Origin of the sequence: Pedobacter cryoconitis (genome assembly GCF_014200595.1) — a bacterium.
Lineage (GTDB): Bacteria > Bacteroidota > Bacteroidia > Sphingobacteriales > Sphingobacteriaceae > Pedobacter > Pedobacter cryoconitis_C.
In genome coordinates this window covers 709015-729888 of sequence record NZ_JACHCG010000001.1, presented here as the reverse complement: position 1 = coordinate 729888, position 20874 = coordinate 709015, and the positions used below count along the sequence as shown (strand labels likewise).

Sequence of the window (20874 nt, the reverse complement as noted above, 5' to 3'; positions counted from 1 at the left end):
CTAAACAGGCTCTTTTTATATAAACTGACTCAGCAGCATCACCCCTCCCAATCCCAGTACAGAAACCAGGCTTTCCATTACTGTCCAGGTTTTAAAAGTCTCTTTTAAGCTGAGGTTAAAATACTCTTTGAACATCCAGAAGCCTGTATCATTCACATGGGAAAGCATTAAGCTCCCTGCCCCTACAGACAGTACCATGAGTTCTGGTGAAGCCCCTGCGGTAATAAAAGGAATAACCATACCCGATGCTGTTAATGCCGCTACTGTAGCAGAACCTAAAGTAACCCGCAATAGCGCGGCAATCAGCCAGCCCAGAATTAAGGGTGAAACATGCAGATCACCGGTCAATGTTTTCACCTGTTCCCCAATCCCGCTGTCTACCAGTATTTGCTTAAAAGCACCACCCGCAGCTATAATCAGGATAATCATCGCAATACTCTTCACCCCTTCTACACAAGAATCCATTGCTTTTTGCATCGGCATACGCTGAATGGCAATTGTAATGAGAATTGCCATAGTTAATGCTACCGTTGGATTTGCAATAAAGATAAGGATATGCTGAGCGGAAGGATTTTGAGTGATTAACACCCCAACGGTTCCCACTACAATAAAAAATATCGGGGAAAGTGCAATGATGAAACTTTTCAGTCCAGACGGTAAATTTTCCTCTCCCTGCAAGTCCAGTTTCTGATGCGCGCGGTCTGCCTTAGGCAATTTGATAATCGCTCTTGGAAAAAAGATACCTGCGATAATAGCCACAGGAATACTGATAATCAATCCATAAATTAAGGTACGGCCAATATCTGCATGAAAAATGCTCGCTAAGGCAACCGGGCCGGGATGAGGAGGAAGAAAACCATGGGTTACAGACAGTGCAGCAGCCATTGGGATACCCACATATAATTTAGGAAGTTTAGCGGCCGAAGCAATCGTAAACACTAATGGAATCAAAACCACAAAACCTGCATTGTAAAATAAAGGGATACCGACCAGAATACCCGTCAGCAGTACAGCCCATTGTATATTCTGAATACCGAAAATCCTGACCAGTACAAAGACAATTTTCTTTGCCGCTCCACTGTCTTCGGCCAGCTTGCCAACCATTGCCCCCAGTGCCAGTACCATGACCATATCTCCCATCGTATTGCCAATACCTTTGCTCACAGAATTCATTACCTTTTCCACGGGTAAGCCCAGCATCAGCCCAGTAGCTACCGCTACGATCAGCAGTGCAAGCATAGGGCTTACTTTTTTAAGGATCAGGATCAGCAGGATAATTATCCCAAACAGTACGAGTAATAAGTCCATAGTAATTCGGTTAGTCTAATAGTTAAAATGAAAGAAGCCGTTTAATTTGATTTTAAACGGCTTCTTAAGATAGTATTTTAGGATTAAACTGTAGGCTTCAATTGAATATAATCTGCCATTACTCTTAAAGTTTCATCTTCTAAGAAATCAAAATTTTCACTCTTTTTGATCTTGTCCCCCTTTTTAACTGGTGCCAATCCTCTTGTAGCTCTCAATTTATTGGTTTTTTCTAAAGCTTTAACCTCCAGCACCTCCCTTTCTGACTTCAGTTTATTCTCATTCAAAGTAACTGAAGTTTCCAGATTACGTTTTTTCATATCTGCAATATCCTGAACCAGAATCTTGTAATCCAACGATTTCCCCATCCTTGTTTCATGCAGCTTAGCCAGTTCTGTTCTCAATGCAGCCAGGTTAGCCACCGGTACAAAATCCGATTTCTGGATCTCATCCCATGGTAAAGCAGAAGCTTCTGTATCCTCACCTACTTTATCCATTGGATAAAAAGAAGGTAAAGTAATATCCGGCATCACCCCTTTATGCTGTGTACTGCTACCATTTACACGATAAAACTTAGCGATAGTTAAATTGATCTGCCCTAATTGAGGAACTTCAGCTGTTTGAACAGGTTTGCCTGTACTATCCAATTTGACTAAACTAGCTAAACGCTCCAAAATCGAAGGATTAACCAGTTTATTTAAATCAATCGGCTGCTGTACAGTCCCTTTACCATAAGTCTGTGTTCCGATAATCACTCCTCTTCCATAATCTTGTATTGCACCTGCAAAGATCTCAGAAGCAGAAGCAGTTGTACGGTCTACGAGCACTCCAAAAGGCCCGCTCCACGCTACACCAGGATTTTCATCGCTATCTACTTCAACCTCTCCTTTTTGATCTTTCACCTGAACAACAGGCCCCTGATCAATAAACAAACCAGTAAGGTCAATGGCTTCCAGCAAAGACCCTCCGCCATTACCGCGAAGATCCATCACAATCGCATCCACTTTATCTTTATTTTTCAGGGTATCAATTAATAGTTTAACATCACGTGTTGTGCTTTTATAGTTAGCCTCTTTAGCTATTGCAGCTTTAGAATCTATATAAAACGCAGGCACACTAATAATTCCTACTTTATAAGGTTTGCCATTAGAATGGATGGTTTTCACTTCTTTTTTAGCTGATTGATCTTCCATTACGATCTTCTCCCTGGTAATCTCAATAATCACAGGTTTTGAAGACATATCATGGCCTACAGGGATAATTTTCAACCGGACTACAGTCCCTTTAGGGCCTTTGATTTTTGCAACAGCATTGTCCAGTCTCCAGCCAATAATATCTTCAAATTCACCATCCGCTTGTGCAACTCCAATAATCCGGTCTCCTGCATGCAGTTGTTTACTTTTATAAGCCGGCCCGCCTGGTGTCACTTCTGCAATTTTCAGCACATCATTTTCAGATTGCAGATAAGCACCAATCCCTTCTATCGAACGGGACATCTGCTCATTAAACTGACTGGCATTAGATGGATTAAAATAGTTGGTATGCGGGTCTATAGCTCCTGTAAAGGCATCCATCAATACCTGAAATACATCCTGATTATTCAACTTAGAAGATTGTAACTTCAGGTTTTTGTATCTTTTGGTCAATGTTTCCGCATTTTTAGCATCCGAGGTTCCCGCCAGCTTTAAATTAACCAGTTCATATTTAACTTTCTTTTTCCAAATATCATTCAGCGTAGCAATTGACGTTACCCAGGGCATTTTCTCCCGGTTAAAAACATAGGTATCCTGCTGATTGAAATCATATTTATCTTTGATATGCGCCATCGCATAATCCAGCGTTTCATTATATCTTTTGGAATAAATATTAAAGATATAAAATGGGGCACTCAGATCACCGTCTCTGAAAGAATCGTCCAGTGTTGTCCTGAACTGCTCAAAATCTTTAATATCTGAAGCTAGGAAATAATTACGGTAAGGATCCAGTGCTTTGATATACTTATCCAGTACGATCGAAGAGATAGAATCATTTACTACTATCTTTTTATAATTGTAGTTCTCTATCAGCGCAACAACTTGTCTGGCAACCAGGCTTTGCTTTTCATCAGGCATAATATTTGGAATACCCTCCACCACCTGCTGTGGTTTTGGAGTAGCCTGGCAGGCCAGAACGGCTACGGTAAAAGTTGCCACCAATATTCTTTTTAACATCTCTTTAAATAATTTAAAATCCATCCTTGTAACAATAGCTAAATATAATGCCAGTTTCTCACTAAATAACTATAAAATCCTTTTCTATCAAAAAAGGGACAAACGTTGTTGTTTGTCCCTTCCTGTTTATCATTAAATGTCATTCATTATTATTCAACTATAGCCCTGAACATCAAGGCTCCTACCGTTAAATTTGTACGTCCATCAATTAATATTGCTGAACCATTGGCTTTGTTTTCAGTATATAAATCGAAAGCCAGTTCATCGGCTGTTTTAATTACCACGCGTCCTATATCATTTAATTTGAACTCGTGAGTTTCCTCTTTTTCCAAAGTATTGATATTTACTTTATGCAGGATTTCCCTGATTTTACACTTGGTCAGCTTGCTGTTATGCTGTAAGAAATAAGTAATAGAATCATCCATTGGCTTATTATCCATCCAGCACAAATCGGCCTCTATCAATTGAGAACGCTGCGGCAGATAACTCGAATTTACCAGTACGTCTCCCCTGCTGATATCAATATTATCTTTCAGGTGTAAAGTAACAGACTGCCCGGCGGTAGCTTCCTGTGGGGTCTGCTCAAAGATTTCAATCCGGTCAATGACAGAGCTATTGCCCGAAGGTAAAACAGTTACTTTATCATTCACTTTAAAAGCACCGCTCAAAATACGGCCGGCATAACCTCTGTAATCATGTAAAGCTTCAGTTTGAGGACGGATCACCCATTGCACGGGCATCCTTGCATAATGCAGATCCTGGTTCACAGTAACTTCTACTGTTTCCAGAAAATCCAGCAAACTAGTCCCTTGATACCAGGGCATATGCTCCGAAGTATGGACAATATTATCCCCTTTTAAAGCACTCACCGGGATAAAAGTAATATCCTGCAAGTTCAGCTTCGCAGCCATTTTTTTATAGTTTTCAGTGATTGTATTAAATACCTCTTCACTGTAACCTTCCATATCCATTTTATTGATACAGATCACCACATGGCTTACCCCAAGCAGGGAAACCAGGTAAGAATGCCTGATGGTCTGCTCTACTACACCATTTCTCGCATCTACTAAAATAATAGCGAGATTTGCGGTCGATGCACCAGTAACCATATTACGGGTATACTGAATGTGGCCGGGTGTATCTGCAATAATAAACTTCCTTTTCCCGGTCTGAAAGTACTTGTAAGCCACATCAATAGTGATCCCCTGTTCTCTTTCTGCCCGCAGCCCGTCTGTTAAAATAGCCAGATCAATTGTACCATCATCGTTTTTACGGTTCGATTGCTGTAAAGCTTCCAGCTGATCTGCCAGAATAGAACCTGTATCATATAATAACCTGCCGATCAGGGTACTTTTCCCGTCATCAACACTTCCTGCTGTAAAAAACTTAAGTATATTCATTAAAAGTATCCTCCTTTTTTGCGGTCTTCCATCGCTGCTTCAGACACTTTATCGTCCAGGCGGGCACCACGTTCACTTATTTTTGATGCGCTGATTTCATCTATAATATCATCAATCTGATCAGCTTCAGACTCTACTGCCGCAGTACAGCTCATATCTCCAACGGTACGGAACCTCACTTTGCGGTGAGTCACGATATCTGCGTCATCCATATTCAGAAAAGGTGATGCAGCCATTAATTGTCCGTTCCTGGTAATACAATCTCTGTGATGCGCAAAATAAATAGACGGCAGGCTCATTTTCTCTCTGCGGATATAGTTCCATACGTCGAGCTCCGTCCAGTTACTGATGGGGAATACGCGTACATTCTCTCCCTTATGGATTCTGCCGTTATAAATATTCCAAAGCTCAGGACGCTGGCGCTTAGGATCCCATTGACCGAATTCGTCCCTTACCGAGAAGATACGTTCTTTAGCTCTCGCTTTTTCTTCATCTCTTCTGGCCCCGCCGATACAAGCATCAAAGCCATGTTGCGCAATGGTATCCAGTAAGGTCACAGTCTGCAAAGCATTTCTGCTGGCATTTTTACCTTTCTGTTCGATTACTTTTCCGTTATCAATTGATTCCTGCACATAACCCACAATCAGTTTTTCGCCTAAACGCGCTACCATTTCATCCCGGTAATCGATTGTCTCCTGAAAGTTATGCCCGGTATCAATATGTACCAGCGGAAAAGGAAACTTACCTGGACGGAAAGCCTTTTCAGCAAGCCTGACTAATGTAATTGAATCTTTCCCACCAGAAAAAAGCAATGCCGGTTTTTCAAACTGCCCCGCTACCTCACGCAGAATATGAATCGCTTCTGCTTCTAATTCGTCTAAATAATCTAAATTATATTTACTCATGTTGTTTCTCGTTATTTTGTGGTGTGCAAACCACATTCCTTCTTTGACTGATCTTCCCACCACCATCTTCCTGCCCTGAAATCTTCACCTTCCCGAACTGCCCTGGTACAGGGAGCGCAGCCAATGCTCGGAAATCCTTTGTCATGAAGGGTATTGTATACAATGTTATTCTTTTTAATATAGGCTTTGACCTCATCCAGGCTCCAATAAAAGATGGGATGAAACTTAATCAGCTGGTTTTCTTCATCCCATTCCAGATTTGACATATCTGTACGGTTTAAAGATTGTTCTGCCCTGATCCCGGTTACCCAGCATTGATTTCCTTTGAGTGCTCTTTTTAAGGGCACAATCTTCCGGATGGCACAACATTCTTTTCTATTTTCAACGGATTCATAAAAACTATTCGGCCCCTTTTTAGAAACCATAGCTTCCAGTGCCGCTTCATCAGGATGATAAGCATGGATAGGTTTATGATAGTTTTCCAGCGTTCTGTTCCATACGTAATAAGTTTCAGGGAATAGACGGCCAGTTTCCAGTGTAAATACTTTTATGGGCAGGTCATTGGCAAATATCAAATCTGTAATGACCTGGTCTTCCCAGCCAAAACTCGTAGAAAAGGTAATCTGTCCCGCAAATTTCTGCGAAAGGAAAGTCAGGGCTTCTACAGGGCCCATGTCTTTAATCTGCACAGCTATTTCTTCCAGGTACGCTTTCATTTTATATAACTTTTATAATAAACATAACAATACTTCTTAAACTCACCGCAATAACAATAATCCCTACGGCAACCATAATACTCTTAACCGAAATACGGTTAGAAACTTTTGCCGCTATCGGCGCAGCTAAGGCACTCCCGATAACCAATCCCGCTACTGCTTCCCAATGGGCAGACTTCAGCATGGTGATAAAAGTCAGTGAACTCATCAGCGCAATAAAAAAACGGGTCAGTTTTACTGTGCCCAGAGAGAACCTTGCATTTCTGCCGCCGGCAATCAGGCTGGATAAAACAATAGAGCCCCATCCACCACCACCTACAGCATCGATAAAACCACCGAAAAGACCTAATAAGGTAATTTTCTTAATCTTTCCGCCAACTCTCTTTCTGGATACATTAAAGGCTTTGGAAAGGATCACCCCACCAAGTATCAATGTATATAAAGAGATAAATGGTTTGATATAAGTCCCGTAATGCTCCAATGAAGACAACAGGTAAGCACCCGCTACCGCACCCAGAATTCCCGGAATAATCAGTAATTTAAATAGCTTCCAGTTGATATTGCCCATCCGGTAATGCATCCATCCTGCTATACCATTACTGAGTACTTCAGACAAATGGACTCCCATACTGGCCGAAGCCGGCGGAATCCCCATAGACAATGAAAAAGCAGTAGAAGTAACGCCATAAGACATTCCTATTGCCCCGTCTACCATGGCAAAAACGAACCCTCCTGCTAAGAACCAGTAAAACATAGGATTGATCTCTGCTACGTAAGCCTGAAACTCAGGCTCTCTTTGCCAGAAAACAGCAATCAGCACAGCAATTGATAAAACAATTGTTAACCAGATCAACCATTTGAATTTAGGATAAGAAGTTTTCTGAATACCAGGTTCCACAGGTTTCTTAGCAGCAGGTTCTGCAAGTACCGCACTAACTTCATTCAGTTTCTTCACTTTCGAACTGAAATCTCCTTGTAAAGTATTACGAAATGAACTCATTTGCTGTAAAGTAATATCCAGTTCTGCTGGCAGGTTATCATTAAACAATTCTTTTAATCTTTTAGCAATGGTGGGTGATTTACCATTGGTAGAGATTGCAATTTTCAAGTCTCCTTTTTTCACGATAGAACCCAGGTAGAAATCACATAAATCAGGCTTATCAGCCACATTAACCAGCAATTTCAATGCATGGGCATCACGTATTATTTCTTCATTTAATATATTATTATTGGTGGCTGCAATCACGATATCTGCCTGATTAAGATCGGTTGCTGCATAACTTTTCTTCAAAAGCTGAACCTGCGGCAAACGCTTAGCCAACTCATAAACCTCTTCAGTTATCTCCTGGGCAATCACTGTAATTTCTGCCCGTTCACTCTGGCCAAGCACGGCATTCAACTTTTCAAGACCTACAGGCCCTGCTCCGATGATGACCGTATGCAATTGGTTGAGCTTTAAAAAAACAGGAAATAGTTGATTGCCTTTTAGTTCTTCCACAGTTTATAACTCTTCTTTAATGGCTGCAAAAAAATCTTTGATGGGCTGAAATTGAGGATGTAAAGAAACTACTTCACCAAATACTAAAATGGCTGGTGCCCCGATTCCTTTTTCCAGCACAACTTCTTCAATCGTGTCCACAATACCAATGGCCAGCTTTTCTTCTTCGGTAGAACCACTTTGGATTACAGCAACAGGTAAATTCGCTTTTCCCTCCTGTTTGTAAAGCTTGACGATCTCTTTCAGTTTGTTCAGGCCCATCAATACCACTACCGTAGCTTTAGTACGGACAGCCTCATAAAGATCATTGGATATCGCTCCAGAAGCTGTAGATCCTGTCACTACCCAAAAGCTTTCACTTAATCCGCGGTGCGTAACCGGGATCTGCTGTAAACCGGGCACCGAAATCGAACTTGACAATCCGGGAATCATTTGCGCCGGGATATTATACCCTGCTGCAAAATTCAACTCTTCATAACCACGGCCAAATACAAATGGATCACCGCCTTTCAAACGCACTACATGTCCGTAATTGATCGCATAATCCACCATCAGTTTATTGATCGCTTCCTGTGAATAAGAATGTTCACCAGAACGTTTTCCCACATATACTTTGATAGCATCAGCAGCAGCGTATTCCAATACTTTTTCATTCACCAACGCATCGTATAAAACCACATCCGCATCTTTCAATGCATTTGCACCTTTCATTGTGATCAGTTCCGGATCTCCCGGCCCTGCACCAACCAGCGTAATTCTTGGTTCTCTGATTTCTCTTTTTGTTCCTGAATTAATTAACATTTACCTGCGCCTCCCTCTTCGCTCTCATTGCTGAATAAAATTGTGTAGCCTGTTCCAGATAAGCTGTTGCAAACTCTTCTGTAGGCTCATTTTTATTAATTTGCAGTACCAGTTCGTTAAAAGCTGAAGGTAAAACTACCTCACCTGTTTCTACAAAATTGGTATCAAACTCTCTGATTACACCTGTTTGCGTACTGCTGCTGATACTTTTATCCAGTAACAATGCTTTTGCAGTATTTACAAATACACTGTAAGAATGATAAATCGCATCAGACCATGCCTTGCCTTCAAAAGCTGCACCTGCCCATAGTAATTTTTCTTCTCCTTCGAGTAAAAGTGTAGCCACCAAGTCAATCACTACGCCAGCACATTCTCCTACACCAATTGCAGTCACAAAAGTTTCTTCATGTCCCCAGTCTACATACTCCTCATCTTTTAAATCGGTAAGGTCTGCCAGAGGTTTCAATAGCTGGTAAAAGTGATCTTTACCTTTAGCATCGTAATACTGGTGGAAACTTTCATTTTCACCTGAATTCGTACTGTAGTCATCTAAAACTGTACGCAGAATAGCTGGCGCACGTTTAGTTGGCGCTTTAATCACACGTTCGGCAACCCGGCCTTCGCCATTCCCTACTGTTCCGCCACCAATCATCACCTGTATCGCAGGCACAACTTTTCCGTTTGCTTTGACTGAACTTCCATGAAATCCAATGTGTGCCAGGCCGTGCTGACCGCATGAATTCATACAGCCGCTTATTTTTATCTTAATGTCTTTATCGTAAATCAGATCAGGATATTCTTCATGAATTACCCCTTCCAATACCGCTGCAAGAGACATACTGTTTGCAATTCCTAAATTACAAGTATCTGTTCCCGGGCAGGTCGTAATATCACCCACACTATCAAATCCGGGAACCGCAAAGTCCAGCTCATTTAATACGGTATATAATGGGATCAATGCTTCTGCTCTGACAAACTTTAATAATAAGCCCTGGTTCTGGGTAATTCTGATTTCATCCGCCACATAAGGACGTATAGCCGCCACAAATAACCGCGCTTTATCAGTTTTGATATCACCGACTGGTACTTTGATATATACCCCATAAAAACCACTTTGTTTTTGCGGGAATACATTGGTATCCAACCATCTCTTATAATGCGTTTCATCTGCCGGACGCTGATCTGATGCAGCAATAGCCTCTGGCAATGCCGGAAGTGGCACCGTACCCAAATCAACCTCAAAAGATTTTGATTTATTGGCAATAACTTCTTCAGCAATTAAACGGGTTACTTCTTCTAATCCAAGTTTTTGAACCAGGTATTTTAGCCTTGCTTTATTTCTGTTCGTTCTTTCTCCATGACGATCAAAAACCCTTAAAACAGATTCTGAGTAAGGAATCAATTGATCTTCAGGTAAGAAATCATGCACTACACTAGCCAGGAAAGGTTGTGCACCCAGACCACCAGCAAACATGACTTTAAATCCACGCTCTCCTTTTTCATTGAGCTTAGGTATAAAACCTAAATCATGAATATAACTGAAAGCAGTATCTTTCTCTGTTGCTGAAAAAGATATCTTGATTTTCCTGCCCATTTCCTGACAGATAGGGTTCCTTAAAAAATATTTAAACACAGCCTGTGCATAAGGAGAAACATCAAAAAGTTCCTCAGGGTTGATCCCTGCATCAGGCGAAGAAGTTACATTTCTAACAGTATTGCCACAGGCTTCACGTAAAGTAATATCATCACGTTCCAGCTCTGCCCATAGTTCAGGGGTACGATCCAGACTCACATAATGAATCTGAATATCCTGCCTGGTGGTTAAATGCAGATTTCCGCTACCGTATTCATCAGAAACATCGGCAATGCGCAATAACTGTTTAAAGGTGACTTTTCCGAATGGCAATTTAATACGCACCATTTGTACGCCCGGCTGCCGCTGACCATAAACACCACGCGCAAGCCGAAGACTGCGAAACTTTTCGTCGTGTATTTTTCCTTCACGGAAGGCACGGATCTTTTGTTCAAGATCTATGATATCTTTTTCTACTACCGGGTTCTCCAGCTCCGTTCTAAAACTTTGCATGTCAATAAATCTTGGTTAAGGATTGTTTTGTTTAAAAGACGTTTTCAGGGTCTCTTATTCCAAAGATATATATTATACATAGAATTAGTAGTATTTAATATAAAAAAAGAATAACTATACTCATTCAAAGCACATTAAATGGTTATTTTGATTTTCAAAGGATAAAATCTGTTTAAAAAAAAGAAAAAGCCGCTGTCTTTGTTCAAGAAGACAGCGGCTTAATTTTAAAATGCTCAGACCAGATTTATTTAATCATTTGCACGACTCTTCCGTTTAGCGAGACAGTTGCACTATCTGACAAAAGATAGTTTGTTTTTACAATTTTCGGATCCAGCATAGTTAGTTTACTGTTTCCAGGCACGTTCAATGTCGCATTATTGATTTTGGTGTCTGAAGAAAGTGTAAGTTCTGCGCCATAGCCAATTTTAGTACCAACAGTCGCATTTAATGTTTGTACTTCCATCCGATGTAAATAAATACTGACAAAAGAAGCAATCTGTAAATCTAATTGGCCCAGGTTATACCCTTCCATGATGATCTGACTGGAACCTTCTCTAAATCTCTCGTGTTTTTTTATCGCTTCATCTGAAGATATGAAATCTGATATTGTGGTCACACCACTCAATTTTTTGGTTACAATGACAATATGACCATTGATCCAAAGATCTTTATCATTTTTACTAGCTTCGGATGCACCCAAATTCAATGTATGCTGATTAACATTAAATTTAATCTTCTCTTTTATTGACCTGTCAATCCAGATCCCTTCTTTAGCTCCGTATTCAATTTGAATACCACGTAACTTTGCAGTTTGTATATTTAATTTTTCGACCTCACTTAAAGGTGTAAAATCCATTCCGTTAAAACGGCTCTTATATTCTCCCGTCAGATAAACCTTTTTTATGGAGTAATCAAAGGCGAATAAAGATACCAGTGTAACCAATATGGCTGTAATGATGAACATTGTACTTGTTTTCATGATCGTTTAGGTTATTTGGTTGTTTTGGTAAAGGTTTCATAACGTTGCTGAATCTCTTCTATACTGATATCCAGTAAAGAGATATTTTTGAAAAACTCTGGAAGCTCCTGCCCAAGAAACCGCTCTTTCCGATAGTCTTTCAGCTTTTCTTTAGCATCAGGCGCAACAAAAAGACCAATTCCACGCTTATTCACAAGCACTTCTTTAACCTGAAGAAACTCATAGGCGCGCATCACTGTATTTGGATTCACCTGAAGATCAACCGCCAGTTCCCTGACAGAAGGAAGTTTTTCTATCCATTTCTCTACGAGTATATTATCTCCCACAAATGCTGCTATTTGCAGATATATGGCTTCGTTTTCTCTAAATTCCATTTATACTTGTTTTTCTTTCAGTTTGAAAAATGCAGCAGTCCATAATAATACTGTGACTCCAATAAACATCGTAATTACAATATTATAAGCGAGATCGGATGGTGCTATAAAAAAGCTACGCCCACTCTCTTCCAAAGATATCCCGACAAACATGGGCTGCATGCGTCCATTTGTTCTGAATAATTGATTTATTATAGGCACATTCACCAATTGCAAGATGATCAGTATAACAAAAGCTGCAAAGGCTGTTTTAATGAAATGAAGTTTCTCAAAAAATATAGCTCCTAAAAAAGCGGTTGCATGCAGCAGACCAAAGATTAAAAATGCGATCAGAAACTGATCTTTTTTATCAATCATACTGACCAGTTCATTTTTAATCAGTGGATTGATATTTCCTATACTTATTATAATGAAATCAATTATAAAAAAGCAAATGATAAATATCGCCTGAAAGAACAGGAAGGAATAGGCCCAGCCTACTAAAAAACGTTCAAAATGCGACACTGGCAGTGTCAGTGCCGGAATGGATTTCTTTTTATCACCTAAATCTGAAAAGACCATACTCGTGAAAATCGTACCGGATAAGAACAGGAAAAGATAAAAGAAAACCAGTTGTCCGTTAACACCAAACTCTCCTCCATTAAAATAAGCAGCAGTCCCCATAATCAGGGATAGAATTCCGATCAAAACACCTGTGGAAATTAAATAAGTTTTATACTGCTCTCTTGTATGTTTACTCAGCAGCTTGAAAAAACGCTGAAAACTAAATATGTTGTTCATTTGATTTATTTTAAGCTGTCAATAATTGATTGATGACCAGAGATGATTGCATTAAAAAGCATTTCCATATCTACCCTGCTATATTTTTGCGAAGTATTAGTACTAATAGTATTTACACCAATTGTATTTTCTTCCGTATATAATATGGTTTCAGTATTTGCCTGAGCAGCTGTAGTAAAAAGCAACCTTTCTGCTATGTTATCCAGCGAATTATTTAATACAATTTCTTTCTCATGCAGTACAACCAAAGTATCAATCAGACTATCCAGATCTCTGACCTGATGTGTAGAAATAATCACACACCTTTCTTCAGTCAGCGCAGAAGCGATGATTTTCCTGAATTGTATTTTTGAAGGGATATCCAGTCCATTGGTGGGTTCATCCATAATCAGCAGTGGTGTATTGGTTGCCAGACCGAAACTGATCATGACCTTTTTCTGCTGACCAAAAGATAGTTTACTTAATTGCCTGTCATCAGGCACATCAAACTGCAATAGCATCTTTTTAAATTGCATGGCATCAAAGCCCGGGTAAAAATGTGAAGTACTTTCCATGAACTGTATGGCGGTGAGTGCCGGCATGAAAAGCTCTTCGGGTATAAAAAACAGCTCTTGCAAAAAAGCTGGCAAACGATCTGCGGCATTGTAGTGGTTCAATGTACAATGACCTGCTAAAGGATAAACGAGTCCGGCCAGGTTTTTCAGTAATGTTGATTTCCCCGCTCCATTTTTCCCGAGCAGTCCATAAATATGGCCAGCTTCCAGTTTCAGGTTGAGGTTCTTGAACAATAATGAGTTTTTACTGTAGCCGAAGGTTAAGTTAGTAATCTCTATCATAGTTGTAGCGTCTAGGTGTATTAGTTATCTAATACACTACAAATGTATTAAAGTATTTAACTATTGCAACTTTTATTTATAAATATTTATAACCAGAAAAAATGGCAAAAAAAATACCCGGACATCCACCCGGGTATTTTTTTTATCAACTAAACCTTAACTAGAAAATACTAACCAAATATTTTACTGAGGGCAAAAGTAGTTTTTCAATGTTAAGGGTAAATAAACAATATATTATTAAAACCGAGATAATAAGGCAAACAAGGGGGAAAACATTATCTTTTCCATTTGACACATTTCACCCTGGATTTCCAAAAATATCTAGCGAATAACTTGTGCAGGCATCACAGCATCCTGATCTACTTCAACTAGTTTTTTAGTAATGCTGTCGCGCAAGAAATATTTTCGGTCAGCGTGTATACTTCCTTTATCATTAAATGTGAGCGTATAGCTGTTTGGGAAAGATCTCCCTTCACTTACATAATGTTTTACAAACATAAAATCCAAAATTTGATATTTGTAGAATTTTGCACTTCCAGGATTCTCAATATCTAATTGAACATTATTATTTTTCCTGTTCATCGCTTTTTTTAATTTAGCTGTATCAGGCAAACTGGAATTATATCTTAAAAATCTATAGTTATGATTACTATATGCCGTGTCGAAGCTAAGTGTATCAAGAATTCTAATAAGCTGTTTAAGATTGGTATCGCTGTAATTATAAGCGTAGTAAATATCAAATTTTGAACCAGTTTTTTTCAATGAATCTGCATCATTATCAAAACCAGAATCCTTATAAACATTGATAAATTTAACAGGTTCATTATTTTTACATCCAAAAATACATCCTGCTAAAAAGACAAATAAGACGATTATTTTTCGCATTAGAATACAATTTTAAGGTCGTGCCTGTAATGATAAACATTTATAAATGGTTTATAACCTCTTTGGTGTTGCAGCACCCACAAAGCAGCAATTGCCTTTCGTCCAAGCAATGCTGCTGGCCTTAGATTCATAAAGTCATCTTCATCTACACCATACCAATCTTTAATCAGAATATCTAGCTTAACTGTAGCAGTATGCGGCTTATTATGTCCTTTTCCAAAGCGATCAATAGTGCTTTGTTCTATACTTTCCCTAATTAAATTATTTTTAACTACTACTTCTTGCACACCGCCTATAGCTATCATTTCTGATAAATTTATTGGAGATACTCTAAAATTTGGTTTATTAATTTCAATTGCCTGAGATATATTTATCATTCCCCCTTTGGTATCATGAAACATATTGTGGTTACGTTTTATATCCCTGGCAATTGCATCAAACATATCATTTTTGTTGGTAAATTCAGATACCCATCTCTGCATTACCATATCGTTTGTCCTTCCCTTTCTGTTGACAAAATATGATCTTATTTGATTGCCATAATCTGAATGACTTAAAGGTTGAAAAGCGATATCTAATAAGCTATTATCTGTCATTTGAGCAAAGCTCCAGGACGATAAGAACGATTTTGCCAATCTCCCTTTCGGTAGCATTCCTCTATGGCTTTGTGTTTCTTCTTCTCTTCCACACCTACCTTCTACATCACCAGTTCTGCCATAAATAGCTACTTTCAATAATTTTTCTTTAATGACCAGCCTTATATAAAGTCAGTGTTAAAATTGGGTAACCTATTCATAATCCTCTTATTTTTATTTAAATTTCGCATCTTTTCATACTATCCTACACCTCATGCTGATTTTAGCTTACATTATTCTTGCCCTGGTAGCACTTTACCTTCTTGTTTATCTTTATAAAAAGAACTTTGCGGTTCAAACACAACGGGAGGAACTTAAACGGGATTGGGGAAGCGCAAAAAACAGCAGATATATAGATATCGATCTAATAGAAAACTACTTTTTAAATACGATTACTGAATCTTCAGAAAAATTACAACTGATCTCTGATAAAATAGCAGATGATTTATACATCAATGATGTCTTTAAACTGATTGACAGAACAATATCCAGAGTAGGTCAGCAGTTTTTATATGCCAGGCTCAGAACAATTGATAAAGAACAAACAGACCTGATTTTTCTGGATAAACTTGCAGATCTGATTACCGAAGATGAAAAACTGAGACTGGATACACAAGCCACCCTACAAATACTGGAGAAAAACGATTCTTATTACTTCCAGGATCTGATTTACGCAAAGAAAATTGAGGCGCCTGCATTTATGCCCATCGTTTACATTCTTTCTATACTCAATGTACTTTCCCTGATTGCTGCTATCTTTCATCCGGGTTTTCTGCTTGTCTTTTTCGGAATATTTATCATCAATTCCGGAATTCATTACTGGAATAAAAACAAGGTCAGTGTTCATACCTCTTCTCTTGGTGAGTTTCTAAAAGCATTTGATACCGCTAAAAAACTAGACGCTGATGCAAAGATCAATGCACAATTTCCAGAAGTAACCAACCTCATTAAAGAGCTGACCCCACTGAAAAGAAAAATGCTTGGCGTAAAGCTGGACAACATGGCTGAGGCAGATACAGTAATGATTGGTTATATGCTGTTCGAACTGTTAAAGATTGCCTTCAATGTGGAAATCATCCTCTTCTACTCTATCATTGACTCTCTGAGATCACAAAAAGATTTGCTAAAAAGGCTTTTCAAATTCATAGGAACAGTCGATACCGCTATCTCTATTGCTTCGCTAAGACACTCGTGGGAAGGTGAATATTGTAAACCAGTATTCAACCAGGAAAATTGTATCCATATCTCAGGCGTCAAACATCCACTGGTTGTAAACTGTGTTCCGAATGATCTTGATTTACAACATAAAAACTTATTGCTGACAGGTTCTAACATGTCTGGTAAAACAACTTTTATCAGGTCCGTTGGCGTAAACCTGATTCTTGGTCAAACCTTGTTTACTTGTATGGCTAAAGAATTCAGTATGCCATATTCAAAAATATTCTCCTCTATTACCATTTCGGATAGCTTACTGGAAGAGAAGAGTTATTATTTTGAAGAAATGAGGATCATCAAAAACTTTATCGAAGAATCAGTGAGCGAGGAACCTTGTTTCTTTATCCTGGATGAGATTTTCAAAGGAACCAATACGATTGAACGGGTTTCGGCCGGAAAAGCGATCCTCTCCTACCTGGCTAAAGGCAATAATCAGGTTTTCGTTTCCACCCATGATACCGAACTTAACGACTTGCTGAAAACACAATATGAACACTATCATTTCTCCGAAACTATTGCTGAAGAAGAACTGATCTTTGATCATACCATTAAAAAAGGCCCTTTAAAAACAAGGAATGCAATCAGAATCCTGGAAATTAATAATTATCCGGCAGCGGTGATTGCTGATGCCAATGCTACTGTTGATTTACTGATGAAGGACTAGTTAAATCCTGAATAATTGATTTGTAAGCCTTAATATTAAGACTGTCACTCGCATTTTCCGGGTTTTCTATATAATCTTTGAGGGCTTGTACATATGCTTTACGGAAAGACTCATTCTTCGTATTGGAATTGTACTCGCCTTGAGCTTTCTGTAAAGGCGCTCGATTTTCAGCAATTTTCCTTTTAATCCCATAAGGTGATTCGTCTCTCATAATCACAATATTCCTTTCAAAACCAGGGATATATTTAACTACAAAACGCTCTCCGTGGGGTGGAATAATAATTTCATTGCGAATCGGATAGATCGAAGCAGTAGTGGTAGAAAAATCCGTCACTACGTCTTTTCCATCGGCAGTATGAACAACAGCATCATAATCCCAGATCGGAGAATCATTTAAAGTAGAACTGGTTTCCTGTTCCAGCGTTACAACCGCAGATCCTCTCACTCCATAATGTGCAAGAAAAGCTGCATTAACGAACTGACCGGTAAAAACATTGGCCAGCGCTAAAATAAAACTCAGAATCACGTAAAAAATACTGCTTCGCCAAAAAGAAAGAACAATGCCAGTGATCAGTAATACCAAGAATGACCAGGCTCCATGATGCGCAAAGAAGTAGAAAAGCATTGATAATATCTTCATTGTTAATCTTTTATTCTATATAAAAATAGATTAATATTTCAATATTATCAATGCTAAATCATTTATTATAAGGCAGGCGCTAAAGGCCAGTCTACAGGAATATCAGTTAAAGCATGCAGATAATTGGTAATTACTTTGTCGCCAATCACCATTACAATATCAACCAGGTTTCCTTCATTGTAACCTGCGGCATAGAATTCCAGTAAAAGCTGTGCATCTGCATGACCTTTATTCTCAGTGATACTTTTAACCACATTTGCTAAAGCTGAAAGTTTTGGATCGAAAGTAATCTCAGCCTTACGGATTTCTAAAATCTGGGCATCAGTAAAGCCATTCATTTTTGCGAAAGCAGTATGTGCGCTCAGGCAATACAGACAATTATTGACCTGACTGACTACTAAATTGATTACTTCACGCTCTTTAGCTCTCATGGATGTTTTTGCATTTTGCAGCGTCAGATAATTTCCTAAAGCATTTTCAGAATGTGCAAATGCAGCATATAGATTTGGGACAAAACCTACCATTTTGTTTAAATTATCAAAAATAGCCTGGTTAGCTGGAGTAACTTCTTCTCTGGTTGGAACTGTGAATGTTTTCATGCGTTTATCAGTTAATGTTCTTGAATAGTGAACACCACAAATATCTGCCTTCCATTAAAGCTGGGCCATAGAGAAACTTCCCGATGATTTGTAATTAATGCCTGAAACAATCAGTCTTAAGAAACTAATTTAGCAGCTCTGAAATCCGAAGGAGAAAAGGAAGCATGCTTCTTAAAGAAATTACTGAAATAAGCAGCATCATCAAAACCCAGCTCATAAGCGATTTCTTTCGCAGATTTATCTGTATAAATCAAAAGCCTTTTTGCCTCTAAAACCACTCTTTCCTGAATAACGGCCAATGGCGATTTATGATTATAAATAGCAAACAGGTTAGCTAATGTCTTTGGCGAGCGGCTTAACAGTTCTGCATAAAATTGCACCTGATGCTGTAAACGAAAATGCTGTTCTACCAGCAGATTATAACGCCTGATTATATCAAGCTTATCATCTGTCAGGTTCTTATCTGTTACATATTGGCTTTTAGCCAGCCTGGTAATGATAATAATCAATCTTTTCAATAACATCTGCAACATTTCCCGCTGGATATTATCTATGGTATTAAATTCTTCTATGAAGATTTCAAAAAGTAAGGTGATCTTTTTCTGCTCCTGTGCATTCAGTTTGACGAACAGATTACCCGTAGATCCGTAAAATAAGAAGCCAACACAACTAACCTCTTTATCATGATCAACGATACAATAGAAATTCCTGTTATACTGCCAGGCAACCACTTGTTCAGGCTTTTCAAACTGGAAAGACTGGTTCACCATTAAGGGTAAAATACTCTGCTCCGGAAAATCATATTTGACCCCATCGATCGTAATTACCTGCTGTACTCCTTTGTTCCAGGCAATTGTTAGAAATTTATCTGTCCGGTCACGCTGAAAAAAAGAACGGTCAAAATCAGCTTCATTAATGATCAAGTGGAATTCGCCTTTAGTAACCGGCTCTAAGTGATGAAACTTCATGTACAAGTGATTGATAAATTATGTAAATTTAACCTATTCTACTGTCTTTATAAAATATCGCTTATTCAAGCGGATTCCCAAAATCCGTGTATTCATCAGGTCAGCTGACTTATGGTGAAGGTATAATATTTTCAATAATTTTATAAAGAAATCAATGAAACAAGCTATAAAAGTCGCCTTATTAGGGGCAACAGGAAAAGCAGGCCAGTACCTGCTTCAGGAATTATTAAATAATGGATATCAGGTAAAATCCCTGATCAGAAAACCAAAAGACTATACCCTGTCACATCCTGCCTTAGAAATAGTAGCAGGCGATATTAAAGACCCCGAAACCGCAAAACAATTAATAGAAGGCTGTGACGCAATCATCAGCGCAATCGGACAAAATAAAGACGAGGTACTCATTTCAAGCCTGGCTACTGAAAATATTATCAATGCTATGGAAGAGTTTAAACTCAGCAGATATATTTTATTGACAGGTTCTAACCTTGAAGTTCCCGGAGATCAGAAAAGTGCCAAAAATTTAGCAGGCACAGTCTGGATGAAAACAACTTTTCCAGTGATTGTGGAGGATAAACAAAAAGCCTATGAAATACTGACCGCCAGTTCAATAGACTGGACAATTGTCAGATTGCCCTGGATTGAGGAAACCACAGAAAGACGGGGCCTGGTAGTCGATTTGAAAGATTGTCTGGAAGAATTGATCAGTACCACAGATCTTGCTGATTTCCTGATCGCTCAGCTTACCGATACAACTTATATAAAAAAAGCCCCCTTTGTGGCGAGTAAACTCAAATTATAGACAAAAAAGGGAGCCTCTGGAAAAGGCTCCCTTAATTTATACAGCCTCTACTTTGAAATCTTCAAAAGTCACCGGAAAACTTTCTTTTCCCGGCGCCGCAGCAACCATACCAATCTGCACTTTTACTCCCGGAGGAAAATAAGCCAGACGCAGCATATCATATTTCTTTTGATCAAATGAATAGCTGATCTCTACATAATCACCTTTACGCAGTAATTTCAACCAAACAGATTCAGGACTATCATGTCGTGGTACTACAGACCAGTCTGAAACCTCTCTGGTCACCACTGCACTGATATTCTGAACACCGTCCACATACTCTATGCCCGTTTTGATCCAGTTCTTTTCATCGATCCTGATCATTAATCCCGCCTGATGGAAAAGTTCCTGGTACTGACCGGTAATTTTCACGCTTGCCTGAAAATCACCAGTAATCTCCTGATAGTAAAAAGGGCCATTATCACGTTTAAAGCCATAATGCGTCACTTGCCAGTAATCCGTGTCCGGATCTACAGTAAAATTTACAAGGGCAGCATCTCCATTCCATGTGCCGGGTTGATTGAACCATTTCATAGC

The 20874-nt window shown here is 39.0% G+C and carries 20 protein-coding genes; 2 read left to right on the top strand and 18 right to left on the bottom strand.

All coding sequences use genetic code 11. The features are described from left to right. Positions 1-15: 15 nt before the first annotated feature. The 14 genes from HDE70_RS03315 to HDE70_RS03250 form a co-directional block, all read right to left on the bottom strand. Positions 16-1308: a gluconate:H+ symporter gene (locus tag HDE70_RS03315; RefSeq protein WP_183887993.1), complete on the bottom strand. Its 1293-nt coding sequence runs from the start codon at positions 1306-1308 to the stop codon at positions 16-18. 83 nt (positions 1309-1391) lie between these two features. After that, positions 1392-3515 (bottom strand): carboxy terminal-processing peptidase, encoded by a 2124-nt coding sequence (locus tag HDE70_RS03310; RefSeq protein WP_260159906.1) that lies wholly within the window; start codon positions 3513-3515, stop codon positions 1392-1394. 149 nt (positions 3516-3664) lie between these two features. Beyond that, positions 3665-4915, bottom strand: coding sequence for a sulfate adenylyltransferase subunit 1 (locus HDE70_RS03305; RefSeq protein ID WP_183865276.1), 1251 nt, complete (start codon positions 4913-4915; stop codon positions 3665-3667). Then, on the bottom strand, positions 4915-5820 hold the full coding sequence (gene cysD / locus HDE70_RS03300) for a sulfate adenylyltransferase subunit CysD (RefSeq protein ID WP_183865275.1): 906 nt from the start codon (positions 5818-5820) through the stop codon (positions 4915-4917). Before cysD ends, HDE70_RS03305 begins: the two co-directional genes overlap by 1 nt. An 11-nt stretch (positions 5821-5831) precedes the next feature. Then, the gene (locus HDE70_RS03295; protein WP_183887989.1) at positions 5832-6536 is read right to left on the bottom strand and encodes a phosphoadenylyl-sulfate reductase; all 705 of its coding nucleotides are present in this window, start codon (positions 6534-6536) and stop codon (positions 5832-5834) included. Position 6537: 1 nt separating this feature from the next. Beyond that, a complete protein-coding gene (locus HDE70_RS27415) occupies positions 6538-8034 on the bottom strand; it encodes a TSUP family transporter (protein WP_183887987.1) in 1497 nt (498 codons plus the stop codon). Positions 8035-8037: 3 nt separating this feature from the next. Next, a complete protein-coding gene (gene cobA / locus HDE70_RS03285; protein WP_183865272.1) occupies positions 8038-8835 on the bottom strand; it encodes a uroporphyrinogen-III C-methyltransferase in 798 nt (265 codons plus the stop codon). Then, positions 8825-10921, bottom strand: a complete 2097-nt coding sequence (locus tag HDE70_RS03280) for a nitrite reductase (protein ID WP_183887985.1) — start codon at positions 10919-10921, stop codon at positions 8825-8827. Before HDE70_RS03280 ends, cobA begins: the two co-directional genes overlap by 11 nt. Positions 10922-11165: 244 nt before the next feature. Beyond that, a complete protein-coding gene (locus tag HDE70_RS03275) occupies positions 11166-11900 on the bottom strand; it encodes a hypothetical protein (RefSeq protein WP_183887983.1) in 735 nt (244 codons plus the stop codon). An 11-nt stretch (positions 11901-11911) separates the two neighbouring features. Next, entirely contained in the window at positions 11912-12274 is a 363-nt protein-coding gene (locus tag HDE70_RS03270) for a GntR family transcriptional regulator (protein ID WP_183887981.1), read from the bottom strand. After that, positions 12275-13054 carry a hypothetical protein gene (locus HDE70_RS03265; protein ID WP_183887979.1) on the bottom strand — a complete coding sequence of 260 codons (780 nt, stop codon included), beginning with the start codon at positions 13052-13054 and terminating at the stop codon, positions 12275-12277. Positions 13055-13059: 5 nt separating this feature from the next. After that, positions 13060-13890: an ATP-binding cassette domain-containing protein gene (locus HDE70_RS03260; RefSeq protein WP_183865267.1), complete on the bottom strand. Its 831-nt coding sequence runs from the start codon at positions 13888-13890 to the stop codon at positions 13060-13062. A gap of 321 nt (positions 13891-14211) precedes the next feature. Then, positions 14212-14775, bottom strand: a complete 564-nt coding sequence (locus HDE70_RS03255) for a hypothetical protein (RefSeq protein WP_183865266.1) — start codon at positions 14773-14775, stop codon at positions 14212-14214. After that, positions 14775-15509, bottom strand: a complete 735-nt coding sequence (locus HDE70_RS03250) for a hypothetical protein (RefSeq protein WP_183887977.1) — start codon at positions 15507-15509, stop codon at positions 14775-14777. The genes HDE70_RS03255 and HDE70_RS03250 overlap by 1 nt, the downstream gene beginning before the upstream one ends. Before the next feature lie 115 nt (positions 15510-15624). Here HDE70_RS03250 and HDE70_RS03245 point away from each other — a divergent pair, with 115 nt between their 5' ends. Next, the gene (locus HDE70_RS03245) at positions 15625-17289 is read left to right on the top strand and encodes a MutS-related protein (RefSeq protein ID WP_183887975.1); all 1665 of its coding nucleotides are present in this window, start codon (positions 15625-15627) and stop codon (positions 17287-17289) included. Here HDE70_RS03245 and HDE70_RS03240 read toward each other — a convergent pair. The 3 genes from HDE70_RS03240 to HDE70_RS03230 form a co-directional block, all read right to left on the bottom strand. Further along, a complete protein-coding gene (locus HDE70_RS03240; protein ID WP_183887973.1) occupies positions 17261-17929 on the bottom strand; it encodes a hypothetical protein in 669 nt (222 codons plus the stop codon). The two genes, HDE70_RS03245 and HDE70_RS03240, sit on opposite strands and share 29 nt — an antisense overlap. 65 nt (positions 17930-17994) lie before the next feature. After that, positions 17995-18528: a carboxymuconolactone decarboxylase family protein gene (locus HDE70_RS03235; RefSeq protein ID WP_183887971.1), complete on the bottom strand. Its 534-nt coding sequence runs from the start codon at positions 18526-18528 to the stop codon at positions 17995-17997. Positions 18529-18644: 116 nt separating this feature from the next. Beyond that, positions 18645-19496: a helix-turn-helix domain-containing protein gene (locus tag HDE70_RS03230; RefSeq protein ID WP_183887969.1), complete on the bottom strand. Its 852-nt coding sequence runs from the start codon at positions 19494-19496 to the stop codon at positions 18645-18647. 154 nt (positions 19497-19650) lie between these two features. On the opposite strand from HDE70_RS03230, the gene HDE70_RS03225 reads away from it, so the two are divergent. Next, a complete protein-coding gene (locus HDE70_RS03225; RefSeq protein ID WP_183865260.1) occupies positions 19651-20298 on the top strand; it encodes an NAD(P)-dependent oxidoreductase in 648 nt (215 codons plus the stop codon). A gap of 36 nt (positions 20299-20334) precedes the next feature. Here the strand turns inward: HDE70_RS03225 and HDE70_RS03220 are convergent, their stop codons facing one another. Beyond that, positions 20335-20871: a DUF1349 domain-containing protein gene (locus tag HDE70_RS03220; RefSeq protein ID WP_183887967.1), complete on the bottom strand. Its 537-nt coding sequence runs from the start codon at positions 20869-20871 to the stop codon at positions 20335-20337. Positions 20872-20874 lie beyond the last annotated feature (3 nt).

What these genes read in the sequence shown, in the direction of transcription:
- HDE70_RS03225 (WP_183865260.1), top strand. Translation starts at nt 19,651, where the DNA reads ATGAAACAAGCTATAAAAGTCGCCTTATTAGGGGCAACAGGAAAAGCA.
- HDE70_RS03295 (WP_183887989.1), bottom strand. Translation starts at nt 6,536, where the DNA reads ATGAAAGCGTACCTGGAAGAAATAGCTGTGCAGATTAAAGACATGGGC.
- HDE70_RS03260 (WP_183865267.1), bottom strand. Translation starts at nt 13,890, where the DNA reads ATGATAGAGATTACTAACTTAACCTTCGGCTACAGTAAAAACTCATTA.
- HDE70_RS03305 (WP_183865276.1), bottom strand. Translation starts at nt 4,915, where the DNA reads ATGAATATACTTAAGTTTTTTACAGCAGGAAGTGTTGATGACGGGAAA.
- HDE70_RS03220 (WP_183887967.1), bottom strand. Translation starts at nt 20,871, where the DNA reads ATGAAATGGTTCAATCAACCCGGCACATGGAATGGAGATGCTGCCCTT.
- HDE70_RS03235 (WP_183887971.1), bottom strand. Translation starts at nt 18,528, where the DNA reads ATGAAAACATTCACAGTTCCAACCAGAGAAGAAGTTACTCCAGCTAAC.
- HDE70_RS03310 (WP_260159906.1), bottom strand. Translation starts at nt 3,515, where the DNA reads ATGTTAAAAAGAATATTGGTGGCAACTTTTACCGTAGCCGTTCTGGCC.
- cobA (WP_183865272.1), bottom strand. Translation starts at nt 8,835, where the DNA reads ATGTTAATTAATTCAGGAACAAAAAGAGAAATCAGAGAACCAAGAATT.
- HDE70_RS03265 (WP_183887979.1), bottom strand. Translation starts at nt 13,054, where the DNA reads ATGAACAACATATTTAGTTTTCAGCGTTTTTTCAAGCTGCTGAGTAAA.
- HDE70_RS03245 (WP_183887975.1), top strand. Translation starts at nt 15,625, where the DNA reads ATGCTGATTTTAGCTTACATTATTCTTGCCCTGGTAGCACTTTACCTT.
- HDE70_RS03315 (WP_183887993.1), bottom strand. Translation starts at nt 1,308, where the DNA reads ATGGACTTATTACTCGTACTGTTTGGGATAATTATCCTGCTGATCCTG.
- HDE70_RS03270 (WP_183887981.1), bottom strand. Translation starts at nt 12,274, where the DNA reads ATGGAATTTAGAGAAAACGAAGCCATATATCTGCAAATAGCAGCATTT.
- cysD (WP_183865275.1), bottom strand. Translation starts at nt 5,820, where the DNA reads ATGAGTAAATATAATTTAGATTATTTAGACGAATTAGAAGCAGAAGCG.
- HDE70_RS03255 (WP_183865266.1), bottom strand. Translation starts at nt 14,775, where the DNA reads ATGCGAAAAATAATCGTCTTATTTGTCTTTTTAGCAGGATGTATTTTT.
- HDE70_RS03230 (WP_183887969.1), bottom strand. Translation starts at nt 19,496, where the DNA reads ATGAAGTTTCATCACTTAGAGCCGGTTACTAAAGGCGAATTCCACTTG.
- HDE70_RS03240 (WP_183887973.1), bottom strand. Translation starts at nt 17,929, where the DNA reads ATGAAGATATTATCAATGCTTTTCTACTTCTTTGCGCATCATGGAGCC.
- HDE70_RS03280 (WP_183887985.1), bottom strand. Translation starts at nt 10,921, where the DNA reads ATGCAAAGTTTTAGAACGGAGCTGGAGAACCCGGTAGTAGAAAAAGAT.
- HDE70_RS03275 (WP_183887983.1), bottom strand. Translation starts at nt 11,900, where the DNA reads ATGAAAACAAGTACAATGTTCATCATTACAGCCATATTGGTTACACTG.